The organism is Bacillus sp. OTU530 (assembly GCF_038440375.1).
Window position 1 is genome coordinate 42,628 of the sequence record NZ_JASATP010000013.1, and the last position, 26,389, is coordinate 69,016.

Genomic DNA, 26,389 nt, shown 5'->3' on the forward strand with positions numbered 1-26,389 from the left:
CAGACTGTCTTAATAATTTTATATTATGTTACTTATAAGTTATACTCCTAACTATTAAGACCAAGTTACGTGTTCATCATTGCTAGTTAGACGTAGGGATATATGCTTTGCAGCAATGGCTCCTTGTCCCACTGAAGAGACGATACTAGAAAATAAAGGCTTTGTGCAAATATCACCTATTGCATAAATAGAATCATTACTAGTTTTTCCTATTTGATCTACAACTACTACCCCTTGCTCAGTTATTTCTATGTTATCTTCAATCAACTCAGTATTTGGCTTTGTTCCTATTCTTACAAATAGAGCGTCTATCTCTAAGGAAAAAACCTTATTTAAATGCGTATTGATCAGATCGATGGATGTTACCTGCTTGTCTCCATGAATGGCGGTGACTTTAGTATCTGTAATAATTTTTATATTCCCTTTTTGAGAAGCGATATCAGTATATTGGGTTCTTGCCTTAAAATATTTAGAACGGTGGATTAAATAAACTATTGCTCCTGCCTCCGCTAATAAAATTGCTCCTTCAAAAGCACGGTCTCCTCCACCTACAACAGCAACTATCTTATTTTTAAACAAATATCTGTCTGCTGTAGCAGAATAGCTTTCTCCTCTATCTATCATTTCCTTCTCTCCAGGAACCTCAAGCTTTCTTTGATTAGTCCCTGTCGCTAACACTAGATAGTTAAAGTGAATTTCTTCTATTTTATTTTTCTGTTGAATCTTAATCGTTTGTAGGGAATGATTAATAGAGAAAATGTTTGTACCTAATCTGTATGAGCATCCTGAGCAGTCAAACTGCTCTACAAACATCCTTTGCATTTCCTTGCCATCCTTAGCATATAGCCCTGGATAATCGATAATTTCATTATGGATCTTGGAGAATTGTCCGCCCAGTTCTTCCTTTTTCTCAAGAAGGAGATGGTTAACTCCCAGTCTCTTGCACCATATCGCAGCCGAAATCCCTGCTGGTCCACCCCCAATAATGATTACATCAACATGTTGCATGCAGCCTATCCCCCTCTCAGTCCCCTTTTTTTAGAAACTCTTCAAACTCCAGCCAATTTTTAACCCTTGGAACAGGGACTTCTTTGTTATAAGGATAATCCATCGCTACTGCAATCCGGCCTGTTGAGGAAAACGCTGTTAAATTGTGCGGCGCATCGTCAAACAATAAATCTCCCACAATCATATCTTTACGATGAGAAAAAACCAAATTATATTTTCCAATAAAAGGAAGATACTTTTCGATCCATAGTTCCTTTTCGGCAAAAGCATTAGAAACACTGCTTGTTACTATTAAAATATCATACTTACCGTGTAATCTTTCTAGCACCTCGATAGCATTAGGAAGTGGTTCTAATCCTAGAAATAAACCAGGTTCCTTTAAATAATCATATATTTTTGTCCCGCATTCAGGCTTGACATATTTTTCAGAATTCCAACATTCTAACCGATCAACAGTTAAATTATCCTGATAATCTCTGTTATAACGCTCATGCCATACTGACATTAAGTCACATATTACCGAGTCCATATCAATTAGCAATGTTTTTTTCACCGTATTCTTCCACCTTAATCATTTTTTATTTATACGTTCTTCTGACTCACAGCTATTTTCTTATTTTGACAAAATCAACTCTAAATACAACTTAAATCTGTAACCATATCCGCTATTGCCACGCCTTACATTTATTGTCTATTTCCCTAAGAAAAAAAGCGTAAACACTTTGGCATACGCTTTTTTTCCTTAATAGAATCAACTATAAACCACTTAAATACGTCCTTGGAGAAGTGATAAAAATTCAGCACGCGCATCCGGTTGATCGGCAAATATACCACGAACGGACGAGGTAACAGTGGATGCATTTGACTTTTTAATGCCACGCCCACACATGCACATATGCTTTGCCTCAATCACTACCATTATTCCTTTAGGCTCTAAAATCTCCTCTATCGCCTCTACAATTTCAGTTGTCATTCGTTCTTGAACTTGAAATCTTTTTGCATATCCTTCGACCAGACGAGCAATTTTTGATAAGCCTGTAATTTTCTCATTAGGTATATAACCTACATGGGCTACACCAAAGAAGGGGGCAAAATGATGCTCACACATGGAATGAAATTCAATATCTCTTACTAAAACCAACTCTTGATGATCAACATCAAAGGTTTTCATCAGGTGAGCTTTAGGGTCTTCTCTATACCCTTCTGTATATTCTAAAAATGCTTTCAGTACTCGATATGGAGTTTCTTCAAGACCATCGCGATCCGGATCATCCCCACATAATTCAATCAGCTCTCTAACAGCATTCATAAAATTTTGTGACTGAGCAATCTTTTTATTGATTTCAGCAGGATTTTGTTCCAATATATCAAAAAAGTTCTGGGTAATTAACCTATGCTCCTTGTTTTCAGTAATAAACACTTCGTATATACAGCTCCTTTATTCTAAATATCTACTTACTCTCGTTAGCTAGTAATGCACGTCAATAACACTCCAGTAGTTTTAAGCATTAATTAAAATATACATTCTGTTATCAGGTTCGGTCAATACAGCTAGATAGATACTGGTTTTATCATATGAAGCTTTTATCATATATAATGCACTCTCTCATTCCATGAGCCCGCCCAAATAAACTCAACAGCCTTATGAGTAAGTTTTCTGTTCATTTATATTTAGCAATAACCGTTCAAGCTCCTCTTTACAAACTGGCTTACTAAACAAATAGCCCTGCATATGATAGCAATTATTTTTCATTAGAAATTCTTTTTGATATTCTTGCTCAACCCCTTCTGCCACTACTTGTAACCGAAGGCTTTGAGCTAGATTGATAACGGCTTTAGCAATTTCAGAATCACTATAATCTTCCTGGATATCTTGAATAAATGATCGATCTATTTTAAGACAATTTATTGGTAGAGTCTTTAAGTAGCTTAATGAAGAATACCCTGTTCCGAAATCGTCAATAGAAATAGATACGCCATATTCTTGTAAGCTTTCTAAAGCTTTAATTGTTTCATCCGAGTTGATAAATAACGTACTTTCTGTAATTTCTATTTCAAAGTTTTGTGCTGCCAGTTGACATTCGCTCAAAATTTCTCTCACCCGTCCTACCAAGTAAGCAGGGTCTTGAAATTGTTTAGCCGAAAAATTAACAGCAAGGCTCAACGGTTCTAAACGCTTCTCATTCCACTTACTTATTTGAGAGCAAGCTTTCCTCATCGCTAACTCCCATAAAGAATGAATGAGTCCTGTTTCTTCCGCAACGGAAACAAATATGTCTGGCCGTACAAACCCCAATTCCGCATCAGTCCATCTCAACAATGCCTCTACCCCTGTTATTACATCTGCTTGAGCATTGATTTTTGGCTGATAATACACTTCAATTTCCTCATTTTCAATTGCTTTTCTCAAACGTGTTTCTATGCGCAATCTTTGTTTTTTCTCTTTGTTTATTGCATCATCATATAGGATAACCTTGTTGCCGCCTTGTTTTTTCGCAGCGTACATCGATACGTCCGAATATACCATAAGTTCATCAGGATCTTCCGTATGAGTCGGATATACACTCATGCCACAGCTTGCACTTACATAAACTTCATTTCCTTCTACAGAATAAGGCTGTTTGACGGCAGCTACAATTGTTTCAGCTATCTCTTTTATTTTCTCTAAATCAAGGTTACTAAATAAAATAACAAATTCATCCCCGCCCTGTCTCGTGAGGACACTATCTTTCGCAGGCAGGCATCCCTTTATCCGCTCAGAGATCAGCTTTATCAAGCGGTCCCCTTTAGCATGTCCCAACGAATCATTAACGTCTTTGAAACGGTCTATATCAATAAACAACAAAGCGATGATATTCCCTGTTTTTTTCACATTCGCCACTCCCTGATGCAGCTCTTCTTGAAAATATCTTCTGTTAGGCAACCCAGTGAGCGGATCATGATACGCTTGGAATTCAATAACTTCCTGGCTTTGTTTTAAATCATCTACATAGTTTTTCAAAAAACTGGATAAAGCATTTACATTTTGTGTAAGATGCCCTAGTTCATCTTTTCGTTTTAAAACTAACTTTTTCCCAAAGTTTCCTTGGGCAATCTCATTTACCTGTTCAACTATATAACCAATTGGTTTTGTAATAGAACGCGAAAACACAATACTTGTTATGAGCACAATTAATATAAAGGGAATGGACAATAACAAATGTTTTAGCAGTTCATTTTTGAGTTCTTTCTCAATTATGCTGTAATCATATGTGACTCCTATAACATACGGTTCTGCAGTTCCTGTTCGGATAGGAACTAAAGTTTTCCTAACATCTTTTCCATTTATCTCTTTAATATAACTCTGTGTTTTTCCAGTCTTTATCGCTGTTTGAATGAGTTTTGCATCTGTTTTTTGATTTCTATACTTATATGTTCCGTACCAAATCGGCTGATCGGCTATCTTGATATAAGTATTCCCATTTATAGATACACTGCTATTCTTCTGGCCAAAATTTTTCGGATTAAAAACCGTCAATTCTAAGATACCATCGAGTTTTTTCGTGAAACGATCCATTACATTAGCTGGTCCAAACCGTTTTTCATAATCTAGCACCTGATTGTCACGAAGATATGGGTCTATTATAAAATTAGAGGATCCATCATAATAGTAACCCCATTTATCTGTATGATCAGGATTGCTAGAAGCAATCTCAATCGGTCCTGTCCAATAGTTAGGTAAAGCTAGCCCTTCTTTCACTGTAACAGGGGATAAAGAGAAGAGCTGTTGAAAGGCATCATGCCAATAGGTCCATTCTTTTGTTGACATATTAATCTCATGCGGATCAGAGGACTTTACTCCTATAATATCATCCTGCGTTCGTGCCAATAACGTAATATGGGATATCATTAGTTCATCAGCTAAGGCTTTTAACTGTTCATTTGTCACATCTTCATATTTGGACGGTAAAGATTTGTTTATGGCGATAGAAGCTGTTCTCAACTCCCTGCCAATAATATTTTCCACATATAAAGAACCCTCTTTTGCATTCTCTACCTGGTACGATACTTCTTGGGTAATTAATGCTATTTCTTTTTCATTATATTCTATTAATTTATTTTTGGATAATATATAGTGCAATGTATTATTAGCTATTAAAATACATAATACTAGTAAGGTAAAAATTAAAGATAGCCTCTTCTTTATTGACACTATCATGTACCTCTCCTTCTGTAAAAAATAAAACACCTTATATAAGTCATGTTACTTATAAGTTAATATTGATTTTAAATTCATTTAAGTATATAGGCATCCCATATAAGTAGGAACTAAATAACACAAGTAATATGGCTATTATGGAATATTCAAACTAAAAAAGATTTTACTTATAGACTCTCTACTGTATTTTCACTTTATCGATGCTAAAGCGTAAAATATTCACATAAAAGCATTTTAACATACATAGCATGCTACTTGCCTAGAGTTTTTTATTCCATAAGTACCTCGTTGAATAAAGAAAACTCGCCGATTGGTGAGCCCTGCCCTTGGGCGAAGACAGAGGCGTAGTTGCCCTTACACTGTATTCGTATTTCTAAAATTTTCGACTACGTCGAATTCGCGCCTAGCTGGAAATTTATACTTTCTTACAGTGCAAGAAAAACCACTCATATGCTTCTGTTTATCCGGTAATGAATTCTAAACCACAACTATAGATAAAAACTAAAAATTCACATATATAAATTTTAACAAAAGATCATTGAATGACTTCTAACCGGAAATTTTGTCCTTTTCCACATTGTAATTAACAGCAACTACCAAGGTTCCCACCGTATCATCACCTACGCTATGCGCTTCCCTCGGAATTATATTACATATACTTGGAGAACATATAAACTGAAGGTTAATTGAGCTGAACTAACTATACTCCAGCTCAACTAGATAATAAAGAAAGCAACCATTCATTCTGTAAAAAATCAAAATGCTATTGAGTGGCAATAAGAAGCGTAAAAAAGAATTTCTTTATATCCTTACATATCTTTAATCCTTTCCAAAGGAGGAGTTCACTTTGAGCACAACAGAAAATACATTGTCTATTTTTGCTTTAGGCGGCATTAATGAAATAGGAAAAAATATGTATGCGCTACAATACGCTAATGACATCGTAGTCATCGATTGCGGCTCTAAGTTTCCGGATGAAAATTTATTAGGGGTTGATTTAATTATACCTGATATTACATACTTACAAGAACATAAGGATAAAATTCGAGCTTTAGTTGTTACCCATGGACACGAAGATCATATCGGGGGTGTTCCATATCTATTAAAGGAACTGAATATACCCATTTACGCTACACGCCTAACACTCGGTTTAATTGAAATTAAATTGCAAGAACATGGACTTCAAGATTTAGCTCAATTGTTTCCGATTCACTCTGAATCGGATATTGAATTTGGAGAAATTCGTCTAACCTTTTTTAAAACAAACCATAGTATTCCTGACTGCCTTGGGATTGCATTTCATACACCTGAAGGCACAGTCGTTCATACGGGTGATTTCAAATTTGATTTGACCCCTGTGAATAATCAATATCCGGATATTCATAAAATGGCTAAAATAGGAAGTAATGGAGTTTTAGCGTTACTCTCTGAAAGCACAAATGCTGAACGCCCGGGATTTACCCCATCGGAACGCTTTGTTGGCGAGCATATTGAAGAAGCATTCATGAAAGCTCATAGAAAAATTTTCATCTCTACTTTTGCCTCTAATGTGAATCGTGTACAACAAATCGTGAATGCCGCTTTAAAAACGAACAGGAAACTAGCCTTGCTGGGCCGGAGTATGGTGAATGTAGTGTCTGTTGCTATGGAACAAGGTTATTTAGATATTCCTGAAGGGATGTTGATTGAAGCAAATGCAATTAATCAAATGGATCCTGAAAAAGTAGCTATCCTTTGTACAGGAAGCCAAGGTGAGCCTATGGCTGCTCTCGCCCGTCTAGCCAGCGGAAGCTATCGGCAAGTAGAGGTTCTGCCGGAGGACACCGTCATTATAGCTGCAAGCCCTATACCAGGAAACGAACGCAATGTTTCACGTATTATCGACAATTTATTTTTATTAGGGGCTCATGTCATTTATGGCTCAGGTAGTTCAACGGGAATGCATGTTTCCGGGCATGCATATCAGGAAGAATTAAAGCTAATGCTCACTTTAATGAAGCCCAAATATTTCATTCCAATTCATGGCGAATTTAGAATGCTGCATCATCATCGCTTACTGGCAGAATCGGTCGGTGTCAAAAGAGAGCATATCTTTATAATTAATAATGGAGATATTGTCGATATACATAACCAGGTGGCTCGACAAACTAGACGAATACCTGCGGGCAATATCTATGTAGATGGCCTAAGTATTGGTAATGTTGGAAACATTATTTTACGGGATCGCAAACAGCTTTCTGAGGATGGTATGCTCGTGATTGTTATCACCCTTAGTAAAACGGAACATAAAATCATTGCTGGTCCGGACACGATTTCCCGCGGATTTATATATGGTCGCGAGTCGGAAGATCTCATGAAGGAAATTAATCAGCTCGTTGTAACAACCATCACCAGCTTACAAAAATCAAATATTAGCCAATGGAGTGTTCTAAAAAGGGATGTAAAAGAAAAACTCGGACAATTTTTATACTCTCGTACAAAAAGAAGGCCGATGATTCTTCCGATCATCATTGAAGTATAAAATCATTCATTTCATATTACTAAACAGGGCTATTGTAGCGGTGTTTTATTGCAGCCACCTCTTTTCCAATAGCCCTTTTTAGATGAATATTCAAAGAGTTGACTTCCCAGCAGCGTATAATTCATGGATTTCTCCTCAAAATAACTGTATGTCTAACTAAGCATAGCAGCTGAAAGATATTCTTTGGATTCTGCCTTCGGTAACCAACTAGTTATGATGAGATAATTGATTATAAATCTGCTCAATCTCCTCCCCGGTTAAATCTCCCCGCTTCAGCAACTCATCCGCGATGGTATGAACAAATTCAGCTTGTTCCCGTACTAAATTCTTCACTTCAATCATCTGGCCATTTAACAACTCATTAATTTTAGGGCGGAGCGCTTTAAGTCCATCTGGTCGCGAGTCTAAAGCAAGCCAACTAAACAGTTCATCCCCCATACCAACCAAACCGAGATAAGCACCGGCCAACTCTGTAGCCTGCCTCAAATCAGAAGTCACTCCATTTAATTTCTTCCCTAGAAACTCTTCTTCCACCGCACGGGCTGCTAAACAAACTTGGATCTCCGCCAAAATCTCACTATTGCTTCGATTATACCTTTCATGTATCGGTTTGGTAGCGGCAAGACCGAGCGCACTGCCCCTGCGGATGATTGTCACCTTCCAAACCCGTTCATGCGGCTTTAGCAGATATTGAGCCACTGCATGACCAGCCTCATGGTAAGCAACGTTCCGCTTCTCATCCTCGCTCATGGAGCGAAGCGGCTGCTTGAGTCCCCACTCATAGGTCTCCATAGCAGCCCGGAAATCCTCATAGTTAGACAGTTGGGCTCCTCGCTGATGAGCAATTACAACTGACTCATTGACAATATGTTTAATCTGCGCGGGGCTGTAGCCAACTGTGTCAAGTGCCGCACGCTCTGGAGTCAAGCTGGGGTCCCTTTTCACCTTCTCGAGGTAATAATGGAAGACATCCACTCGGCCATCATAGTCAGGAGAGTCTACCCAAAGCTTCCGGTCGAAGCGTCCAGGTCGGAGCAGTGCAGGATCGAGTACATCGGGCATGTTAGTCGCTCCAATCGTCAACACCGCCGGACGCTCTGCCTTTGTGCGGCGCAACCCGAGTGAGCGAAGCGTCTTAGCAAACCAGGAGTTATCGATGTTCGGGGGATCCATCTGCAAGAGCAGCTCATTAAGCAAGCCTGCCCCACCCATGCCAAACATCCCTCCCATTCCGCCGGCCCCTGCCTGCCTGTTCATCCCAATCGCGTCGATTTCGTCAATAAAGATGATACAAGCACCATATACCTTTGCCAGCTTCCGGGCTTTCTTATATAAAGACATGACCTTTAAGTTGCCGACACCAAAAAACATATTTTGAAAACTTGGAGCTGAAGCATAAGCAAAGGGCACCTGTGCTTCGTTGGCAATCACCTGAGCTAGATAAGATTTTCCTGTTCCGGGAGGTCCGCAAAGCAACAATCCCCGTATTGCCTCGCCACCCATCTCCTTAAATTCTTTGACACCTTTAAGCAGGATAACAATCCGCTTAGCATTTTCAACAATCTCAGGATTCCCTCGATAATCATCCCAGGTAGCACCGGTTTCGCCAGGCAAAATCCAATATGTGCGTCCGCGGGCCAGGAACCAAAAAAGAGCAACAAATTGGATAATTATAAACACAACAGCGAAAAGCAGCTGCAGTAAAATATTAAGAATGCCTAATGCGATCTCCCTGGCTGGCGGCCCTCCTATCCATAACACGACACCGATAAGAACGAAGATTGCCAACCAAAGAAGGAATTTACGCCACTTAATCCACCGATACTTCCTCATGCCCCCACTCCCTTTGCAGATTTTACTGTTCTACAAAAACACAGTCTCAAGGGGTACTTCATACCTAAAGACAAACGCTACATGATGAAAACTCCATAAAGTATAGTGAGGAGGACTCACCCTTCCCTTTCACTGGTTTCCCTGAACCCAAAAAAGCCTTCTTTATAGCATTAAAAGGCTTTTTCTTTCCATGTAAAAAAATAATATTCATTACCTATAAAGTCCATAGATTCCTGAAAAGCAGACATACCCTCATCCTGCTTTTCAGTTACCAGAATTAAACAAAAACTATAAACTCTCCCTCTAAGGATGTCTTATAAAAAGAATCTTTCCACAGATTTTATTCGTTGTTTCTCTTTTTAGAACCGAAGTTGTTTCACTAACCTCTTTTTCAGGCTATTAATATACTCATCATCAAAATCCAGCGCTTTACATTTAATTAAAAATAAGTACCCAGAATAGATTGAACCCAATATTCACTATAATAAAAAAACTCGCCGATTAGCGAGCCGTTAGGCGAAGACAGAGACTTAGTTACATATACACGCTATTGTTAAAATACACCAAATAAAAAAAGTCGTTTGTTAGTTAATAACAAGCGACTTTTTTAACAATAAGAGAGAGCTTATGCTTTCCATTTATTTTTAATCGAGACCAAATAATTCCAAATAACAGCCAAGCTGCCAATATAGTAAAAAATCATAAGTATCCAGCCTGTAGGATCAATTGACATAATATTCATAACAAATAATAACGGAAATACATAGTATAGAACATCTTTTAAATAATCTAACACCAATTTCGAAGAAAACGTCCCAGTAACCAAAGCTTTAACAAAGCCAACAACCAAATCAAGCAACATAAAGCCTAATACCGCCCACAGCGCGTAAATCATCCAAGCACCTATTGTCATCATCTCCCTGTTGATTGGTACTTTATGTTATGCTGCAAATAATCAAATTGCTCGCTCTCTTAAAACAAATTAATATTCTATTTTAAAGACGTCTATGCCTAAAATTTCTCCACAAAAAAGGAGCAGCGACTGCTGCTCCTAACCTATCATTACATCAAACAGCAGCAGCCACCTCTGCTTAAATTAATATCTCAAAAAAATTTTATATTTCATAATTATTAAACAATTCAAACAAAAACGATACATAAAATCTTCAAAAAAACATAATAACCTCATAAAAACAAACAAAAAAACTTAACATTATGAAATTTTTTTGAATATATAGAAGTAATTTTTGACTAAGTAAAACCATCAATAGTATTATTATAAAATAATATAAAGGAGGTTGCAGGATGTCAGACTTAAATAAGCGTAAAATTGTGGAAAGCGTTCCTCAAAAGGGGTTTTTCGGACACCCTAAAGGCTTATTCACTCTCTTCTTCACGGAATTCTGGGAGCGTTTTTCCTATTATGGAATGAGGGCAATCCTTGTTTACTACATGTACTATGAAGTTTCAAAAGGGGGATTAGGACTTGATCAGCAGACTGCGCTGGCTATTATGTCTATATACGGATCATTAGTCTATATGTCAGGAATTATTGGAGGATGGTTTGCTGACAGGCTTTTTGGAACATCAAAGGCTGTGTTTTACGGTGGAATATTGATTATGCTTGGCCATATTGCGTTAGCTATCCCTGGAAGCCTGGCAATGTTCTTTACTTCGATGGTTCTCATTATCATCGGTACTGGATTATTAAAGCCTAATGTTTCTAGTATTGTTGGAGAAATTTATAGTATAAAGGACAATCGTCGAGACGCTGGATTTAGCATTTTTTATATGGGAATTAATCTTGGAGGATTCCTGGCCCCTTTAATAGTCGGAACTGCTGGAATGAAATATAATTTCCATTTAGGTTTTGGAATGGCTGCTGTCGGTATGTTCCTAGGATTAATGGTCTTTATGTTCACTAAGAAAACAAATCTTGGTCTTGCAGGTACATTGATAGCAAACCCTTTATCACAAGCAGAAAAGAAAAAGGTTTTCACTCTTTTTGGACTAGCTGCTGTTATTGTTGCCATCTTAATTATCATTGCTATTCTAACGGACGCTTTAACTGTCAAAACCTTTATTGCACTTGTGGGGGTATTAGGAATTGCGATTCCAATCGCCTATTTTGTTACGATGTACCGCAGTCCTAAAACAACAAATGATGAGCGTTCACGAATCATCGCCTATATTCCGTTATTTATCGCATCAATCATGTTTTGGGCTATACAAGAGCAAGGAGCGACCATCCTTGCAAGCTATGCTGATAAACGTACACAATTAGATTTTGCCGGAATTCATATTTCACCAGCTTGGTTTCAATCCTTGAATCCATTATTTATTATCATTATGGCACCTGTACTTGCCTGGGTATGGGTAAAGCTAGGAGATCGACAGCCAACAATTCCACAAAAATTTTCATTAGGGCTATTGTTCGCTGGTTTGTCCTTCCTAGTGATTCTTCTGCCTGCTTACTTTGGCGGTACTCATTCATTAGTAAACCCGCTCTGGCTTGTTCTGAGTTACTTCGTTGTCGTAATTGGTGAATTGTGTTTGTCACCTGTAGGATTATCAGCTACAACAAAATTAGCACCTGCTGCTTTCTCAGCACAAACCATGAGTTTATGGTTTTTATCCAACGCTGCTGCCCAAGCAATCAATGCACAAATCGTTAAATTTTACACACCTGAAACCGAAATGGTCTACTTTGGTGTTATTGGCGCAGCCTCGATTCTCTTGTCAATTCTATTATTTTTAATGTCACCAAAACTCCAGCATTTTATGAAAGGTATTCGATAACCTTACTTATCAGTGCAGGACATTTTTACTGGCCAAAAGGCTTAACTTGTCCTCTACAAGAAAAAAGCTACAGAGCATCATATCTGTAGCTTTTTTCTTGTTCCTCAAGTAACTTATTCAGGATTATAAATATTTCGCAACATCTATCTTTCCTTCAAGACCTTTTCTAAAAAGTCTAATTTCTCTTTCGCATTATCCTTCGTTATAATATCAACACCACTATCAATCTGTTTTGGTATTTTTTCACCCTTTATGGCTTTTACTGCATTTTCTACGCTTATATATCCCATATCATATGGGTTTTGTGCTACTGTACTCGTTAAAGTTCCTTTTTCAATATAATCGATAAGTTTTATAATACCATCTGCACCAATAACTGGTATGTTTAACCTTTTTTGTTCTATTACCTTTAATGCATCTAAAGCCATTATATCGTCAGTAGCAAAGACACCTTTAATCTCAGGATGTGCTTGTAATACGTTTTCCATTACTGGTTTTAGATCACCAATTTCGTTATACCCCGATTGCTCCGAGACAATGCCGATACCTGCAGCCCCTAAAGTCTCCTTCGCCCCCGCGCTTCTCTCAACAAACACCGAATCTTCCCCACCAATAAGAGCCACTTTATCCCCAGGCTGCAACATGGAAGCTAATAACTCTCCTGCTTTTCTGCCTAGTGTAGGGTTATCTGTACCGATAAAAGCAGTTTGATCATCCCAATTTGCTCCTGTATCTACTAATAACACAGGAATATTATTCTTTTTATATTCTTTTAATACAGGTACAGTTATAGAAGGCTCCGTCAAGGCAACGATCAATGCTTTTGGTTTTTCCTTCAACACATTTTTCAATATACGAATTTGATTTTCAGCGGGATAGGTGGTCTCAGGTGCTACAACTTTCCCCTTTACCCCAAAATCCTTAAATGCTTTTTCGGCTCCTGCCTTAACAATGTTCCAATACTGTATATCTGATCCTTTTAAAACAACAACAATCTCAGGCTTGTCCTTCTTAGCAAATGTAACTGTATAACCTATAAAAACGACACAAAGGACAGCACAAATAAATAGAATGTTCCTCCATCTCTTTCTCACTATCGATTCCCTTTCCATTATAATTCAAGCTGGAAATTTATCCTTTCTTAAAGCGGAGCAAATCAGGCTTTAAAATGAATTGAAAAGATAGTTCCCTGGTCATTTGTTTGTACTTTAATTACAGCATGATGGCGTTCAGCTATGCTATAGCATACTGCTAAGCCTAGTCCTGTCCCATTATCCTTCGTTGTAAAAAATGGAGTTCCAATTTTATCAAGCAATTCTGCTGTAATGCCAGTGCCTTGATCTTGTATTTCCATTACAACCTCTTGCCCCTCGGAATAGGTTTTAATCGTAAGCTGTCCTCCAGAGGTCATAGCCTCCAGCCCATTTAAAGAAAGATTTAATAGAAGCTGGCGAATTTCTTTTTCATCTAAGTACAGCTCCGCACAGTCCTCCAAGTCTAACAAAACCCGTTTACCTGCAAGCAAAGCTTCTGCATGTATAAGCGGAAATAAGGCCTCAATAATCGAGTTGAGAGATTGTTTTGTTTTATGGTTCGTTTTGTTTTTGGCCAGATTCAGGAACTCTTTAATAATACCATTAGCTCTGTCAAGCTCTTCCAGCATTAAATCGATATGCTCAGGCGAAAGCTGTTTGCTGTCGATTCTTCCGATTTGCAAGAATCCACGAACCGTTGTCATCGGATTTCGAATTTCATGGGCAATTCCAGCAGCCATCTCCCCAACTAAATTCAAACGATCTAATCGCGACACTTCTTTCTCTAGAAGATCCCTTTCGGTAATATCTATCAGCACAATCAGGACGCATGTTTCATCCTGAATTTCTATCATTTCTGTTGATAATAAACCACGCCGTACTTCTCCCATTTTAGTTTGATAACTGATTTTCATGTTCCGAATTGGCTTACTAAATGCAAGAGTATCAAAGTCATTATCGTCGCCATCACAGCTCTGAACAAAATTTAATAAGTCAGACGTTTGCTGCTTCACCTCATCATAACGATAACCGGTATAATGTAACCAGCTTGCATTCACATCTATATATCTTCCATCCTGTAAGGAACGAATTGCTATTAAACACGGACTGGATTCAAAAATCTTCCGAAAGCGGTCTTGAGATAGATAGAGATCATCTGCTATCTTTTTTCTTTCCTCAATTTCCTTCTGTAACTTCTCATTAGCTAATAAAAGGTCTAACGTCCTTTCCTCCACCAGCTTTTCTAACTCATTAAATCTTTGGTTTCTCACTTCTTCCATTTGTTTCCGCTCTGTAATGTCATGAATGGAGCACACGAAGATGCAATCGCCTTCAATGATAGCTTCTCCGATTTGAATGTCAGCAAAGAAATGGCTTCCATCTTTGCGTAAAGCAGTACATTCCATTACCTTCTTAGTAGTTTGCTTAACAAAGGAAGCAGTGGTAAAAGCAGTACTTTCTCCCCCATCCTGCTTTATAGAAAGGAGGAGATCTGTAATAGATTGTCCTAGTAACTCTTCTGTTTGGTATCCAAACATCTCTGTTACCGCAGGATTGACAGATAGAATGTAGCCTCGCTCATCACAAGTAACAATTGTATCCCTTAATGTTTCGCCAATTACTCTTGAAAGTGCCTCTGTCTTGCGTAAATCAAGAGTTGTTATATCTAATTTATTATGCACTTCCTCAAGTTCGACGGAACGCTTTGCTTCACTTTGCATCCTGATTTGTTCATGATTTTGATGTATTTTTACAAATTGTTCTATTTTTCTTTGGAGCGTTTCTGGATAAAATGGTTTAAAAATATAATCAATAGCTCCAACGGAATAGCCTTGAAGAACATGCTCCATATCCTGGCTGATAGCTGTAATAAAAATAATTGGGATATTCTTGGACTTTTCTCGTTTCTTAATTAATTTCGCAGTTTCAAATCCATTCAATCCCGGCATTTGTACATCCAGTAAAATAACTGCAAAATCCTTCTGCAACAAACACTTTAACGCTTCTTCTCCAGAGCTTGCGCTAACTAAGTGATAATGAGGAGATGTAAGCACTGCCTCTAGAGCTAACAAGTTTTCTGGTCGATCATCAACCATTAAGATATTCACTTTCTTAGAAGTTATTACACTATTTGATTTTCCGATATAGTCTTTCTTTCGAGTCAAATTCGTTATAGTAGTCTGCATAGCTCGTAAATTGAACTTCCTCTCTTTCACCCAGTCCAAGGAAACCAGATACGCTTAGACTGTCGTATAATAGTCGATGTACATGATTTTGCAAAACTTTATTAAAGTAAATCATAACATTCCGGCAAATAATAATATGGAACTCATTAAATGAATGGTCCGTCACAACATTATGCTGAGCAAACACGATATTTTCTCTAAGAAATGGCTGAAAAATTACTTGTTCCTGCTGCACTGTATAGTACTCTGAAAAAGCTCTTTTCCCTCCGGATTGAAAATAATTTTTTGTATAAGTTTGCATTCTTTCTAAAGGGAAGGTCCCTTGCTTAGCCTTTTTCAAAACCTTCGCATTCATATCAGTTGCATAAATAGTTGTTTTCTCATACAGCCCTTCTTCATGCAAAAGAATTGCCATAGAGTACACTTCCTCTCCTGAGGCACAACCAACATGCCAAATACGGATATTGTTGCACTCTCTCAGCATAGGGAGCACCTTTGTACGAAGCGCCAAGAAAAAGGAAGGATTACGAAACATCTCTGTCACATTCACAGAGAACTCAGCAAACAATTTTTTCATTACTGCAGAATCACGAAAGACCTTTTCCTGCAATGCTGATACACTTGTAAGCTTCTCTGCTCCCATGCAATGCAGAATTCGCCTTTGCAGGAACGGGAAGGCATAGTTTCTGAAATCAAAACCATAATAACGGTAAATACCTTCCAACAATAGCTCTATCTCTATTTTTTCCAGCTCACTATGATGATTGTCTCTGATTTTATTAAATTGATCTGTAATAGCCGTCCCCACCTATCTATATAGCCATACTTGCATTAAAGAGAATAGCTGATCTAAATTAATTGGCTTACTAATATAATCGGAGGCTCCTGCTTCAATACATTGTTCCCTGTCGTGCTTCATAGCCTTAGCCGTCAAAGCGATAATTGGCAACTCTGCAAACTCGCTCATGCCTCGAATTAAGCGCATTGCTTCAAATCCGTCCATTTTTGGCATCATAATATCTATCATAAGCAAGTCTATATCACGATTTTCCTGTAGAACCTCAATTCCTTCCTCGCCATTTTCCGCAAATAAAACTTCCATCTCATATCCTTCCAGTGCTGCTGTTAAGGCAAATATATTCCGCATATCATCGTCCACAATTAGAATCTTCTTCCCTCTCATCAAGGCATTTCCACTTGTATTAGATTCATTTGTCTCATACGGATAGGCGCTCACTTTATTTTCAACTGAAGAAATCTCCTGCTCCATCTGACCCGCTGCAACTTCCATTCTTGCAGATAGGGATTCTCCATGACTGTTTAATTCATAGTTTGAAAGGTATAGGACAAAAGAACTCCCTGCTCCCTCTTCACTATCCATTTCAATAAATCCACCCAGCAATTGAGCAATTTCTCGACTAATCGATAGCCCTAATCCGGTACCGCCATACTTGCGGCTAGTAGTCCCATCGGCTTGTTTAAAGGCGTCAAAAATAAGCGCTTGTTTTTCTTTTGGAATACCAATTCCGGTATCAATTACTGAAAAAGCTAATGCTGAATCTTTTTGTTCCACAGAAAATCTATCCTTCGAGCCTTTTTTAACAGCCTTGTGTATGATTAAAGATACACTCCCTTTTTCTGTAAACTTAAAAGCATTCGATAATAGATTTTTCAAAACTTGATTAAGTCGATGCTCATCCGTATAAAGTACTTCTGGTACGTCCTCATCTAGCTGCACTGAAAAACGGATTCCCTTTTGACGTGCTAATGGTAAAAATTGTCTTTCAGCAAGCTGTTTCACATCTTGAAGTCTTACAGCAGTCGGAATTACTTCTATTTTTCCTGCTTCCACCTTCGCTAAATCTAAAATATCATTGATAAGATGGAGTAGGTCATTACCAGATGAATAAATGGTTTGAATATACTCTAATTGCTTAGATGTAAGATTTGCATAATCTTTCTCTGCCAACATTTGAGCTAGAATCAACAGGCTATTAAGCGGTGTTCGAAGCTCATGAGACATGTTTGCCAGAAACTCAGATTTATATTGGGAGCTAAGGACAAGCTGCTGAGCCTTTTCCTCGAGCATTCTGCTGATTTTTTCAAGCTCCTCTTTCCTCTGTTCTGAGTTTTGGTACTGCTCCTCAAGCTGCTCATTCATTGTTCTTAGTTCCTCCTGCTGCATCTGCAGTTCCTCAGATTGGCTCTGCATTTCTTCAGTTAGAACCTGTGATTCATGAAGCAAATTTCTCACTTTCATACGGCTTCCAATACTATTAATCGTAATTCCAATATGGCTCATAACTTCATGAAGAAATAGCTGCTCAAGGTCACTAAACGGCTCAAATGAAGCAAACTCAATGACGGCTACGACCTCGTCTTCAAACTCAGCAGGAAGGATCAAAATATTCTTCGGCGCTGCCCTACCAGTTCCAGAGGTAATTTTCATATAATCGTCAGGCACTTCCGTAATTAAAATAGGCTTCTTCTCGATAGCACATTGACCTACCAATCCTTCTCCAAAATGAAAGCCATCGAACTCAGCCGCGTCAGGAATAAATGCGTACGAAGCCATTCTTTTCAGATACTGCTGTTCGCCGCTTCCCTCGTTAATATAGAAGGTACCATATTGGGCTCGTACCATCGGTGTAATCTTTTCAATAAATAACTTCGCCAATGTTTGAAAATCCTCTACCGTAGGATATATAGCAGTGATTTCTGCAATCCTTGACTTTAACCAGCTATGTTCCTCCGCCTTTTTCTTTAATTCCTGCTCCTGCTCCATATATTCCTCTAGGGATTGGGCCATACCATTAAAAGCTTCGGAAATCGCGCCAATTTCATCCTTAGAAGTAACCTCAATCCGAGGAAACCGCATTCCTTGATACTCGGAAACACTCGTCATCACTGATGTCACTCGATTTAGATTCCTTATCATGCCTCTTATTAACCAAAGGGCGATTCCTAAACCGATTAAAAACCCTACGATGGCATAAGCATAAATCACCTGAACAGCTAAGTTATATGTTTGTCGAGTTCGATAAAGCTCATTTTTCATTTCTTGTTCCTGCAACGTATGAAGCAAATCTACGAGTTGCAGCATACGTTGTTGCGTCAGCTTAAAGTCCCCCCATAACAATGTATCCAAATCAGCATTGGGATCAACCTTTTGAAGGGTGATAACTTGCTGACCAATGCCTTCATATGCTTGATACAGAGTGTTAAACTTTGCGATTAATTCCTGAGACTTCTCACGTTTATCTATCTCCTGAAGGGAAGCAAGGGACTTGTTGATATTCAGGCGAGATTGTTCCCAATCATTTATAATCTTCGGACGAATGTCCTCAGGAGGATGAGATGCAACCTCACGCAATTCTTTATCCATATTATTCGTCTCATACTGAATAGCTGAAGTGAGCTTTACCCTATCAGACAATTCATTCACTACAACATTCATATTTACAGTTAATTGATTAAGCATACTCAATAGAATGCCTAAAAGGATTATAATTAGGGCAAATATAGAACCTAGTCCAACATATAGCTTTGTCTTAAACTTCATATGACCTCCGTTCCATTTAACATGACTCAAAAACTCGAAGATATTTCTATCAAACTTTTTCATACCTGTAAAGAAAGGATGAGAAGGTATTGTTTCAGCCGAGTTTTTTAATTAGAGAGCGGATCGATAAAAATTTATAAATCCAAAAGCAAACATAAAAAAGTCATGTAGAAAAACAACTGTTTTTTCTTAATATTCCCAAGTGAAATTATATTATAAGAGGGCATAACAAGCAATCCTTGGACACGTTATGTCCCTGTGTTAATAAAGTTTAATATCATGCACTTTCACATGAAACTTATGTAAAAATTCAGGATTCACGGCCAAAAAGCAATAAAAAATGGTTGCAATTACCAATTTATATAAATCCAATTGCTGATGCCACTTCTAGTATATCTAATGTATTACACAAAACAGTTATTGGGTAGTCAAGATTATAAAAGAGCCGTTATTCATTTTCACCTTTTCGTCATACAAAAAGTCACAAACAAGTATAGAGTGAATCATACCTGCCTGTGACTTTCATCCTTTTTATCTATTACACCACTTGTACGCTCGTTGTTTCTTCATGCGATTTATCATGAATAAAGAATGCAGTTAAAAGCGCAAGCAAACTTCCTACAAACCCAAATACAAACAAATGGTGCATACCTTCCATAAAAATGGACGCCTTTGTCAGGAAAGCACCCATAATTGTTACACCAATCGCGGTACCGATATTACGAGAGAACATTAGGAAAGACGTCGAAATCCCTTTTTCATGCGGTGCTACAAATTGCTGTGCACCAATGACGCTGACGGTCGAGATTAGACCAAATGCAATCCCTTGAACAACCATAGCGATAAATACATACCAGAAGCCATTTCCTTCTTGCAGCAGAGCGAGCATAATACCAGACATAACAAGTAAAACATTGCCAATAATAAGCAGCATACGGTATCCATATTTGAGGATCCATTTCCCTGCCGGTACAGCAGCCACCATCCAGCCGAGTGACATACCTAGTAACGCTACACCACTCATAAAAATCGATTGATGGGCCATTCTCTGCAAAAACAAAGGGATGTAACTGGATGTACCAAATAAAGCAGCACATCCTACGAATCCATTAATATTCATCCACTTAATCGTTTTGTGGTGAATCATCGATATCGGGACAATAGGAGACGTTTGCTTTTTCTCATAAAAATAAAAGATAACGAGAATCATAATTCCTGCAATCCCATATAAAAGTTGCTCGCTCTCTAATACCGTCACAAGCAGCAACAGACTGACACCAATCGCAAATAAAGCGGCACCCAGATAATCCACACTTGCTTTTTTCGGTGTATACACCTCTTTATACGGCAGCAGCATAACAATAGACAAAATACAAATCGGCAAATTGACAAAGAAAATCCATCTCCATGTCATATACTCTACAAAGAAGGCACCAAGCATCGGAGCCAATATCGCAGAGAGCCCCCACATTGCCGTAAAAAAGGCTTGAATCTTCCCACGCTTCTCAATCGGAAATAAATCTCCTGCAATAATCGCAGGGAATGGCATCATGACACCCGCCCCGATTCCTTGAATAGCACGGAAGATAACCAGTTGTATCATACCTTGAGCTAATCCACACAAAAGCGAACCAATTAAGAATAAAATAATTCCCGATGCAAATACTTGTTTCCTTCCGAATAAATCAGAAATTCTTCCCGCAACTGGCGAAAGAACTGTACAAAAAATCATATATGACGCAAATGACCACGCATATAGGTCAAATCGCCCTAATTCCTTTGCAATAATCGGCATAGTCGTATTCATGATAGTAGAATCCATAGACGCAACTAACATCGCAAGGATAATGCTAATCATAATAGAAGTTCTGTTTTTCATTTGTCCCGCCCCTCCTTTATACCAACAAGGTATTATACACTATGTTAACTAATTAGCAAAAAGAATTCATCTGCTATCTACAATTTAACGATACTGCATTCATACCTTATGCAGTAAAAATCTGATTAGTATCAATAGCTCAGATTTTTACTGCAGGCTTTATCGCTTGCATTCGTGCACTATTTATTCCTTTGCCAGCTTATCCCGGTCATCTGTTTGGGGCGATTCCTCTAACCAACCATGCTCAATCATAATATTAGCCCCAGCTTCTGCATATAACGAAACTTCAGGAAGTAAGGATGCATATCTCATTCCAATATCCCGCCTTGGACTTGCAGACATAGCTACTCTATAGTTCCCTATTCCAGCTGCCGTCATTGCGGATACATGAAACATCATCAACTTATCTGAAAAGGGACTTATTGTAGAATTACTAACAGCTGTATCCCAAGACATAGGAGCAGAAAGGTCTTCTTTCTTTAAAATCTCACTAAAGAAGTCCATATGCTTTTGGACAATTTGTTTTCCCCTTAAGAAATACCGCTCTACTTCCTGATGTTTGGCTACTTGAGCAAATCCCATCATTCTTAAAGTGCAAAAAAATAAACTAGGATATTGTTGATAAATGTCGCAAGTTTGAATTTTCAAAATAATCAATTTGTAATCGGTTCCATGGTATGATTTTTGTATATTAAACATGTTATATGGAGGTTGAGTAATAGTGTTACTGCAAGACTTTATACACCAATTTATACTCATGAACAAACGAGTACCTTTACATACAACGGAATTATTAGACTATCTGCAAAAAAGCTATACTGGTGGCGATTTATCTGCCAGTGACTATAAAAGTTTATTTCGAGAGCTTAATAAGCGAGGAGTGGAGAGAGCCGGGAGGTTTATTCTTGAAAATATTCTAACATTTAACCGAACAGCTTTATAGCGAAAGGCTGAATGGTGAACCAGCCTTTCCTACATCCATTTTTCCGCATTATGAGCTAGATTCTACCAACTCCTGCTAAGGCAGCCTATCTTAAAATACCTCAGCTACGTATAAAAAGCAGCTCTCATGCAAAATCTTCTATTAAGAATTCCTTAATAATGGAGGATTGAATATGTTTGCAACACGCGGAGATGCTCATAGATTTTATCTAAAACTAAAAACAACACTGAGTAAGGACCAACAGTTTATATCTATCCAAGAACTTACAGAAATTGATGAAATCCAAAAGTTTTATAGTACCATTGATGACCGTATGTTAAAAAAAATTTATTATCGTATGATTAAAGAAAAGAATGGTTCAGGAATTATCCCTATCCTTGTGTCATCGGGACCGTTAATTTTGTTAGTATTCTCCAATCAACTGCAAAAATTTCTTTTTAATTACGGAGGTTTAATTGTCATTGGCTTCTCTTTTATTTACATCCTCCTTCTAACCATTAGCGTGATCCTTCACTTTCACGAGAAAGCTTGGGCTGCCGTTCACATCGAAATCATTCAAGATATTCTAAAAGAAAGAAACAAGCCTTTATCATCTACCTAAAGAAAACTCATCGAGCATCTAAAATCAGTATGTTAGTTTAAAACCCACTCTTCGTGTACTAAAAATAGAGGGTGTCCCGAAGTTCGAGACACCCTCTATTTGTTACATGGTTAATGGATAATTATTCACTTATATATGAGCAGCAATAATCAGCAACAGTATAAACCTTCAATAGAAATGTCTCGTTTGCAGGCACATAGAATACGCCGCTCTCCTCGATTTTTTGCCAATCTTGGCCTTGTAACTTATATTCTAAAGTCCCTCCTACGAATTCCATCTCTTCCTTCACAGAAGTAGAGAATTCGTATTCTCCCGGAAGCATAATACCCAATGTCTTTTTTGTACCATCAGGGAACACTACTGTTCTGCTTGTTACCTTTCCTTCAAAATACACATTAGCTTTCTTTGAAATAGTTACATTTTCGAATTGTGTCAATTGTGTCAATATTCTCATTCCTTTGCGTTATTGTCTTACAATACCATAGAATTGAAAGAATGAAAACCATCTTTTATCCTTCGTTCATACTATCTGTATATTGTTACAAATATTGTATAAGCTATTCGTAATACAAGTACGGAAGGAGAATTTTCTTGTCATGAAAACTTCGGTTTCTAAGTATATCAGCTGCATGATTGCCTCCATTTTGTTCCTTACAGTATCTTACACTGTTTCCGCTCAAACAAATACGCTCCAAAACCTAGGAGCAAAGGGGGCACTGCAAGACTCTTCCATTACATTAAAAAAGGCATTAACATACGCACTTCAGGATGAATATGCAGCACAGGCAAGGTGTGACGCAGTCATTCAAAAATTCGGGGCTGTCAAACCATTTGTGCGTATTAAAAAGGCCGAGCAATCACATATTGAAACCTTACTACCGTTATTTAAAGCCTACAAGGTCCCTGTCCCTAAAAATCAAGCTGCCAATCTTACAGAAGCGCCAGCATCCTTAAAGGCAGCCTTTAGAGTAGGCATCGAGAAAGAAACAGATCACATTTCAATGTATACTAAACTTCTTGAGACTCCCGGAATCCCTGCAGATGTCCAAAGAGCGATGACAACCATTCGACACGCTTCCCTTAATCACCTTGCAGCCTTCCAAGCTGGACTCAGCCGCTCTGAATGAAGCGATAGGCGAAATGGAATGCAGTTGCAATCTATTTCGCCTTTCTTTTATCCGCATACAATATAAATCCAACCTTCATCTATTTCCTAAAATAATAAAAATAAGTTTTTATCCCGCTATTCCCCAGATCCCAAAAAACTATTCTAATAATTCCATTCCTTTTATTTCCTCATTCTATCAACCTTTTAAAGAACTAGTCTTGTTAAGAATATATCTAAAATTCTAACAATTACCCCTTATATTTTTCGGTTGCTTTATATATAAATTTAAAGAATTTGTCATATCTTTCTATAATTTTTTTAATATTTAAACTTTACAAACTGTCATATCCATTATACAATCACTTCTGCGAACAAAATATTTCGACATAATTTTTTCAGCAAACTAGGAAGGTGATTTATATGAGTCTTTTTCGAAAGAAGTCTATTCAGACTCTTCTTAAAGAATCTGACAATAAAGGTGTAGGACTCAAAAAAGAACTAGGAGCATTCGATTTAACGATGCTCGGAATCGGTGCCATTATTGGTACGGGGATTTTCGTACTAACAGGAGTTGCAGCCGCTGAACACGCTGGACCTGCACTTGTACTCTCATTTGTTCTTTCAGGTCTGGCTTGCATATTTGCGGCTCTTTGCTATGCAGAATTCGCTTCTTCTGTGCCAGTGTCTGGAAGCGCTTATACTTACAGCTATGCGACGTTTGGTGAGCTGATCGCTTGGATTTTAGGATGGGATTTAATTTTGGAATACGGTGTTGCAGCCTCAGCTGTTGCAGCTGGTTGGTCCGGTTATTTCCAAGGATTGCTTGCAGGCTTTGGTATCCATTTCCCAACAGCCTTAACAAGTGCATATAATCCAGAAAAGGGTACATTTATTGATTTACCAGCTATTTTAATCGTTTTTGTTATGACATTCCTATTAACACAAGGCGCAAAAAAATCAGCACGTTTCAATACGATCATGGTAATCATTAAAATAGCAGTTGTTCTTTTATTTATCGGCGTAGGTGTATGGTATGTAAAACCAGACAACTGGACACCATTTATGCCATTTGGCTTCTCCGGTGTAGCAACAGGTGCAGCAACCGTATTCTTTGCTTATATCGGTTTTGATGCAGTTTCAACTGCTGCAGAAGAGGTTAAAAATCCAAAGCGTAACATGCCAATTGGAATTATTTCCTCCTTGGCAATTTGTACTATATTATATATTGTCGTTTCTGCAATTTTAACAGGGATTGTCCCTTACACTGAGCTTGGTGTAAAAAATCCAGTGGCTTTTGCGTTAAATTACATTGGTCAAGATTGGATAGCAGGCTTTATCTCTCTAGGGGCAATCACAGGTATTACAACAGTATTACTTGTTATGATGTATGGACAAACTCGTCTATTCTATGCAATGAGCCGTGACGGATTACTTCCAAAAGTGTTCTCTAAAGTAAATTCAAAAACACAAACCCCATTGGTAAACTCTTGGTTAATTGGTTTAGTTGTTTCATTCTTTGCGGGAGTACTTCCTCTTAGCAAATTAGCGGAACTAACAAACATCGGAACCTTGTTCGCGTTTATTATGGTTTCCGTCGGTATTTTAGTACTACGTAAAACACAACCTAACTTAAAACGAGGCTTCATGGTTCCACTCGTTCCGTTAGTTCCAATTTTAGCAGTTCTCTTCTGTGGATATCTCGTACTGCAGCTTCCTGCAGTTACTTGGATTAGCTTTGGTATTTGGCTGGTTATCGGTCTTGTTATTTACTTCGTATACGGACGCAGACACAGCAACTTAAACGGGGCTAACGCAGGCAAAAAACAAGCAAGCTAATAAAAAAGGGCAATCATAGTGTTCTGTGATTGCCCTTTTTTTATTCCTCTTATTTGTATTTTTCTAAGTAAATAGCATGTTTTGGCCTTACATGGGAAACCTTTAGGGGTAGTCGTTATAGCGAGGAGGAGATCATATGAGCTTAGAATGGTTTTATAGAATGGAACACGCAGTAAGACAAAGCCTTCCTGGCGTATGCGAGGGCTTTGATGAACTTAATATTGTATTTGATACAGACACAACAACAAAGCATCCTTCGTTTATCTTCTCAGTTGCTGTCGGTTTTGATGAGGGTGAACAGGAAAGCTTTTGTCTCATCCATTTTGATCCAGTCAATCAAGAATTTTATTGCTATCATTCTGAAGAGGATACTGCTTTTGAAACAAAGGCTCTGTTTGGGAATTTAGATGAAATGCTCGCATTCATCCATGATGCTTTTCATGAATATTTGGATGAAATGGAAGATGCGGATTTCGATGAAGAAGATGAAGAATTTGGTGACTACGATGATGATCCTGAAAAATTTGATGACTATGATGATGATCCTGAAGAATTTGATGACTATGATGATGATTTTGAAGAAGACGTCGAAGAGAATGATTCTATTGAGTGGATTACAAATGATAAATATGCTCACATTGAAGAGCACTCTCCTAATGGAGATATAGAGTATAACATTCATTATAAACTTGGCATTGTCCCAGAAACAGGAGACGGCGTTCTGCTTCGCAATACTGTGACAAAGGAAAATGGGGAAGAATCCGAAGAAGGCATTATGATTTTCTTCAAGGAAGAAGAAGCTCCTTATATTAAGGATCTAATAGGAGAATATTTAGCCCGTGAGATTCCTTACCGATAACTTTGAATAACAACACAAACAC

20 protein-coding genes are annotated in these 26,389 nt (G+C 38.0%); 7 read left to right on the plus strand and 13 right to left on the minus strand.

From position 1 onward, the window contains the following. Nucleotides 1-54: 54 nt before the first annotated feature. From AAHB12_RS11865 to AAHB12_RS11880, 4 genes are all read right to left on the minus strand, one after another. Complete coding sequence (locus AAHB12_RS11865) at nt 55-1,008, minus strand: NAD(P)/FAD-dependent oxidoreductase (RefSeq protein ID WP_342045462.1); 954 nt, start codon at nt 1,006-1,008, stop codon at nt 55-57. Nucleotides 1,009-1,024: 16 nt separating this feature from the next. Next, entirely contained in the window at nt 1,025-1,561 is a 537-nt protein-coding gene (locus AAHB12_RS11870) for a 5' nucleotidase, NT5C type (RefSeq protein WP_342045463.1), read from the minus strand. Nucleotides 1,562-1,774: 213 nt separating this feature from the next. Next, entirely contained in the window at nt 1,775-2,428 is a 654-nt protein-coding gene (gene folE, locus AAHB12_RS11875) for a GTP cyclohydrolase I FolE (protein ID WP_129725811.1), read from the minus strand. 222 nt (nt 2,429-2,650) lie between these two features. Then, nucleotides 2,651-5,206: an EAL domain-containing protein gene (locus tag AAHB12_RS11880; RefSeq protein WP_342045464.1), complete on the minus strand. Its 2,556-nt coding sequence runs from the start codon at nt 5,204-5,206 to the stop codon at nt 2,651-2,653. Between the two features lie 847 nt (nt 5,207-6,053). On the opposite strand from AAHB12_RS11880, the gene AAHB12_RS11885 reads away from it, so the two are divergent. After that, a complete protein-coding gene (locus AAHB12_RS11885) occupies nt 6,054-7,727 on the plus strand; it encodes a ribonuclease J (RefSeq protein ID WP_342045465.1) in 1,674 nt (557 codons plus the stop codon). A 207-nt stretch (nt 7,728-7,934) separates the two neighbouring features. On the opposite strand, the gene AAHB12_RS11890 is transcribed toward AAHB12_RS11885, so the two are convergent. After that, nucleotides 7,935-9,560: an AAA family ATPase gene (locus AAHB12_RS11890; protein WP_342045466.1), complete on the minus strand. Its 1,626-nt coding sequence runs from the start codon at nt 9,558-9,560 to the stop codon at nt 7,935-7,937. A 625-nt stretch (nt 9,561-10,185) separates the two neighbouring features. After that, complete coding sequence (locus tag AAHB12_RS11895) at nt 10,186-10,476, minus strand: hypothetical protein (RefSeq protein ID WP_246040109.1); 291 nt, start codon at nt 10,474-10,476, stop codon at nt 10,186-10,188. A gap of 389 nt (nt 10,477-10,865) precedes the next feature. Here AAHB12_RS11895 and AAHB12_RS11900 point away from each other — a divergent pair, with 389 nt between their 5' ends. Beyond that, a complete protein-coding gene (locus tag AAHB12_RS11900; protein WP_342045467.1) occupies nt 10,866-12,359 on the plus strand; it encodes a peptide MFS transporter in 1,494 nt (497 codons plus the stop codon). A 143-nt stretch (nt 12,360-12,502) separates the two neighbouring features. On the opposite strand, the gene AAHB12_RS11905 is transcribed toward AAHB12_RS11900, so the two are convergent. The 6 genes from AAHB12_RS11905 to AAHB12_RS11930 all read right to left on the minus strand — a co-directional run bounded on the left by AAHB12_RS11905 (nt 12,503) and on the right by AAHB12_RS11930 (nt 21,677). Continuing rightward, nucleotides 12,503-13,453 carry a sugar ABC transporter substrate-binding protein gene (locus tag AAHB12_RS11905; protein ID WP_342045468.1) on the minus strand — a complete coding sequence of 317 codons (951 nt, stop codon included), beginning with the start codon at nt 13,451-13,453 and terminating at the stop codon, nt 12,503-12,505. Nucleotides 13,454-13,515: 62 nt separating this feature from the next. Then, nucleotides 13,516-15,489: a PAS domain S-box protein gene (locus AAHB12_RS11910; protein WP_342045469.1), complete on the minus strand. Its 1,974-nt coding sequence runs from the start codon at nt 15,487-15,489 to the stop codon at nt 13,516-13,518. A 31-nt stretch (nt 15,490-15,520) separates the two neighbouring features. Next, nucleotides 15,521-16,387, minus strand: a complete 867-nt coding sequence (locus tag AAHB12_RS11915) for a CheR family methyltransferase (protein ID WP_246040107.1) — start codon at nt 16,385-16,387, stop codon at nt 15,521-15,523. Further along, the gene (locus AAHB12_RS11920) at nt 16,388-19,141 is read right to left on the minus strand and encodes a response regulator (protein WP_342045470.1); all 2,754 of its coding nucleotides are present in this window, start codon (nt 19,139-19,141) and stop codon (nt 16,388-16,390) included. Between the two features lie 538 nt (nt 19,142-19,679). Further along, nucleotides 19,680-21,020: an MDR family MFS transporter gene (locus AAHB12_RS11925; protein ID WP_129725795.1), complete on the minus strand. Its 1,341-nt coding sequence runs from the start codon at nt 21,018-21,020 to the stop codon at nt 19,680-19,682. A gap of 183 nt (nt 21,021-21,203) precedes the next feature. Continuing rightward, entirely contained in the window at nt 21,204-21,677 is a 474-nt protein-coding gene (locus tag AAHB12_RS11930) for a DUF3231 family protein (protein ID WP_342045471.1), read from the minus strand. A 64-nt stretch (nt 21,678-21,741) separates the two neighbouring features. Between AAHB12_RS11930 and yppF the strand changes: the two genes are divergently transcribed. After that, complete coding sequence (gene yppF, locus AAHB12_RS31770) at nt 21,742-21,963, plus strand: YppF family protein (RefSeq protein ID WP_379950254.1); 222 nt, start codon at nt 21,742-21,744, stop codon at nt 21,961-21,963. 172 nt (nt 21,964-22,135) lie between these two features. Next, on the plus strand, nt 22,136-22,564 hold the full coding sequence (locus AAHB12_RS11935; RefSeq protein WP_129725789.1) for a hypothetical protein: 429 nt from the start codon (nt 22,136-22,138) through the stop codon (nt 22,562-22,564). Nucleotides 22,565-22,685: 121 nt separating this feature from the next. Here AAHB12_RS11935 and ppnP read toward each other — a convergent pair whose 3' ends face one another. Then, entirely contained in the window at nt 22,686-23,000 is a 315-nt protein-coding gene (gene ppnP / locus AAHB12_RS11940) for a pyrimidine/purine nucleoside phosphorylase (protein WP_129725890.1), read from the minus strand. A 160-nt stretch (nt 23,001-23,160) separates the two neighbouring features. Here ppnP and AAHB12_RS11945 point away from each other — a divergent pair, with 160 nt between their 5' ends. From AAHB12_RS11945 to AAHB12_RS11955, 3 genes are all read left to right on the plus strand, one after another. Beyond that, nucleotides 23,161-23,691, plus strand: a complete 531-nt coding sequence (locus AAHB12_RS11945) for a hypothetical protein (protein ID WP_342045472.1) — start codon at nt 23,161-23,163, stop codon at nt 23,689-23,691. 401 nt (nt 23,692-24,092) lie between these two features. After that, complete coding sequence (locus tag AAHB12_RS11950) at nt 24,093-25,508, plus strand: amino acid permease (protein WP_342045473.1); 1,416 nt, start codon at nt 24,093-24,095, stop codon at nt 25,506-25,508. Between the two features lie 136 nt (nt 25,509-25,644). After that, nucleotides 25,645-26,367 (plus strand): hypothetical protein, encoded by a 723-nt coding sequence (locus tag AAHB12_RS11955; RefSeq protein ID WP_342045474.1) that lies wholly within the window; start codon nt 25,645-25,647, stop codon nt 26,365-26,367. The last annotated feature ends 22 nt before the right edge of the window (nt 26,368-26,389 follow it).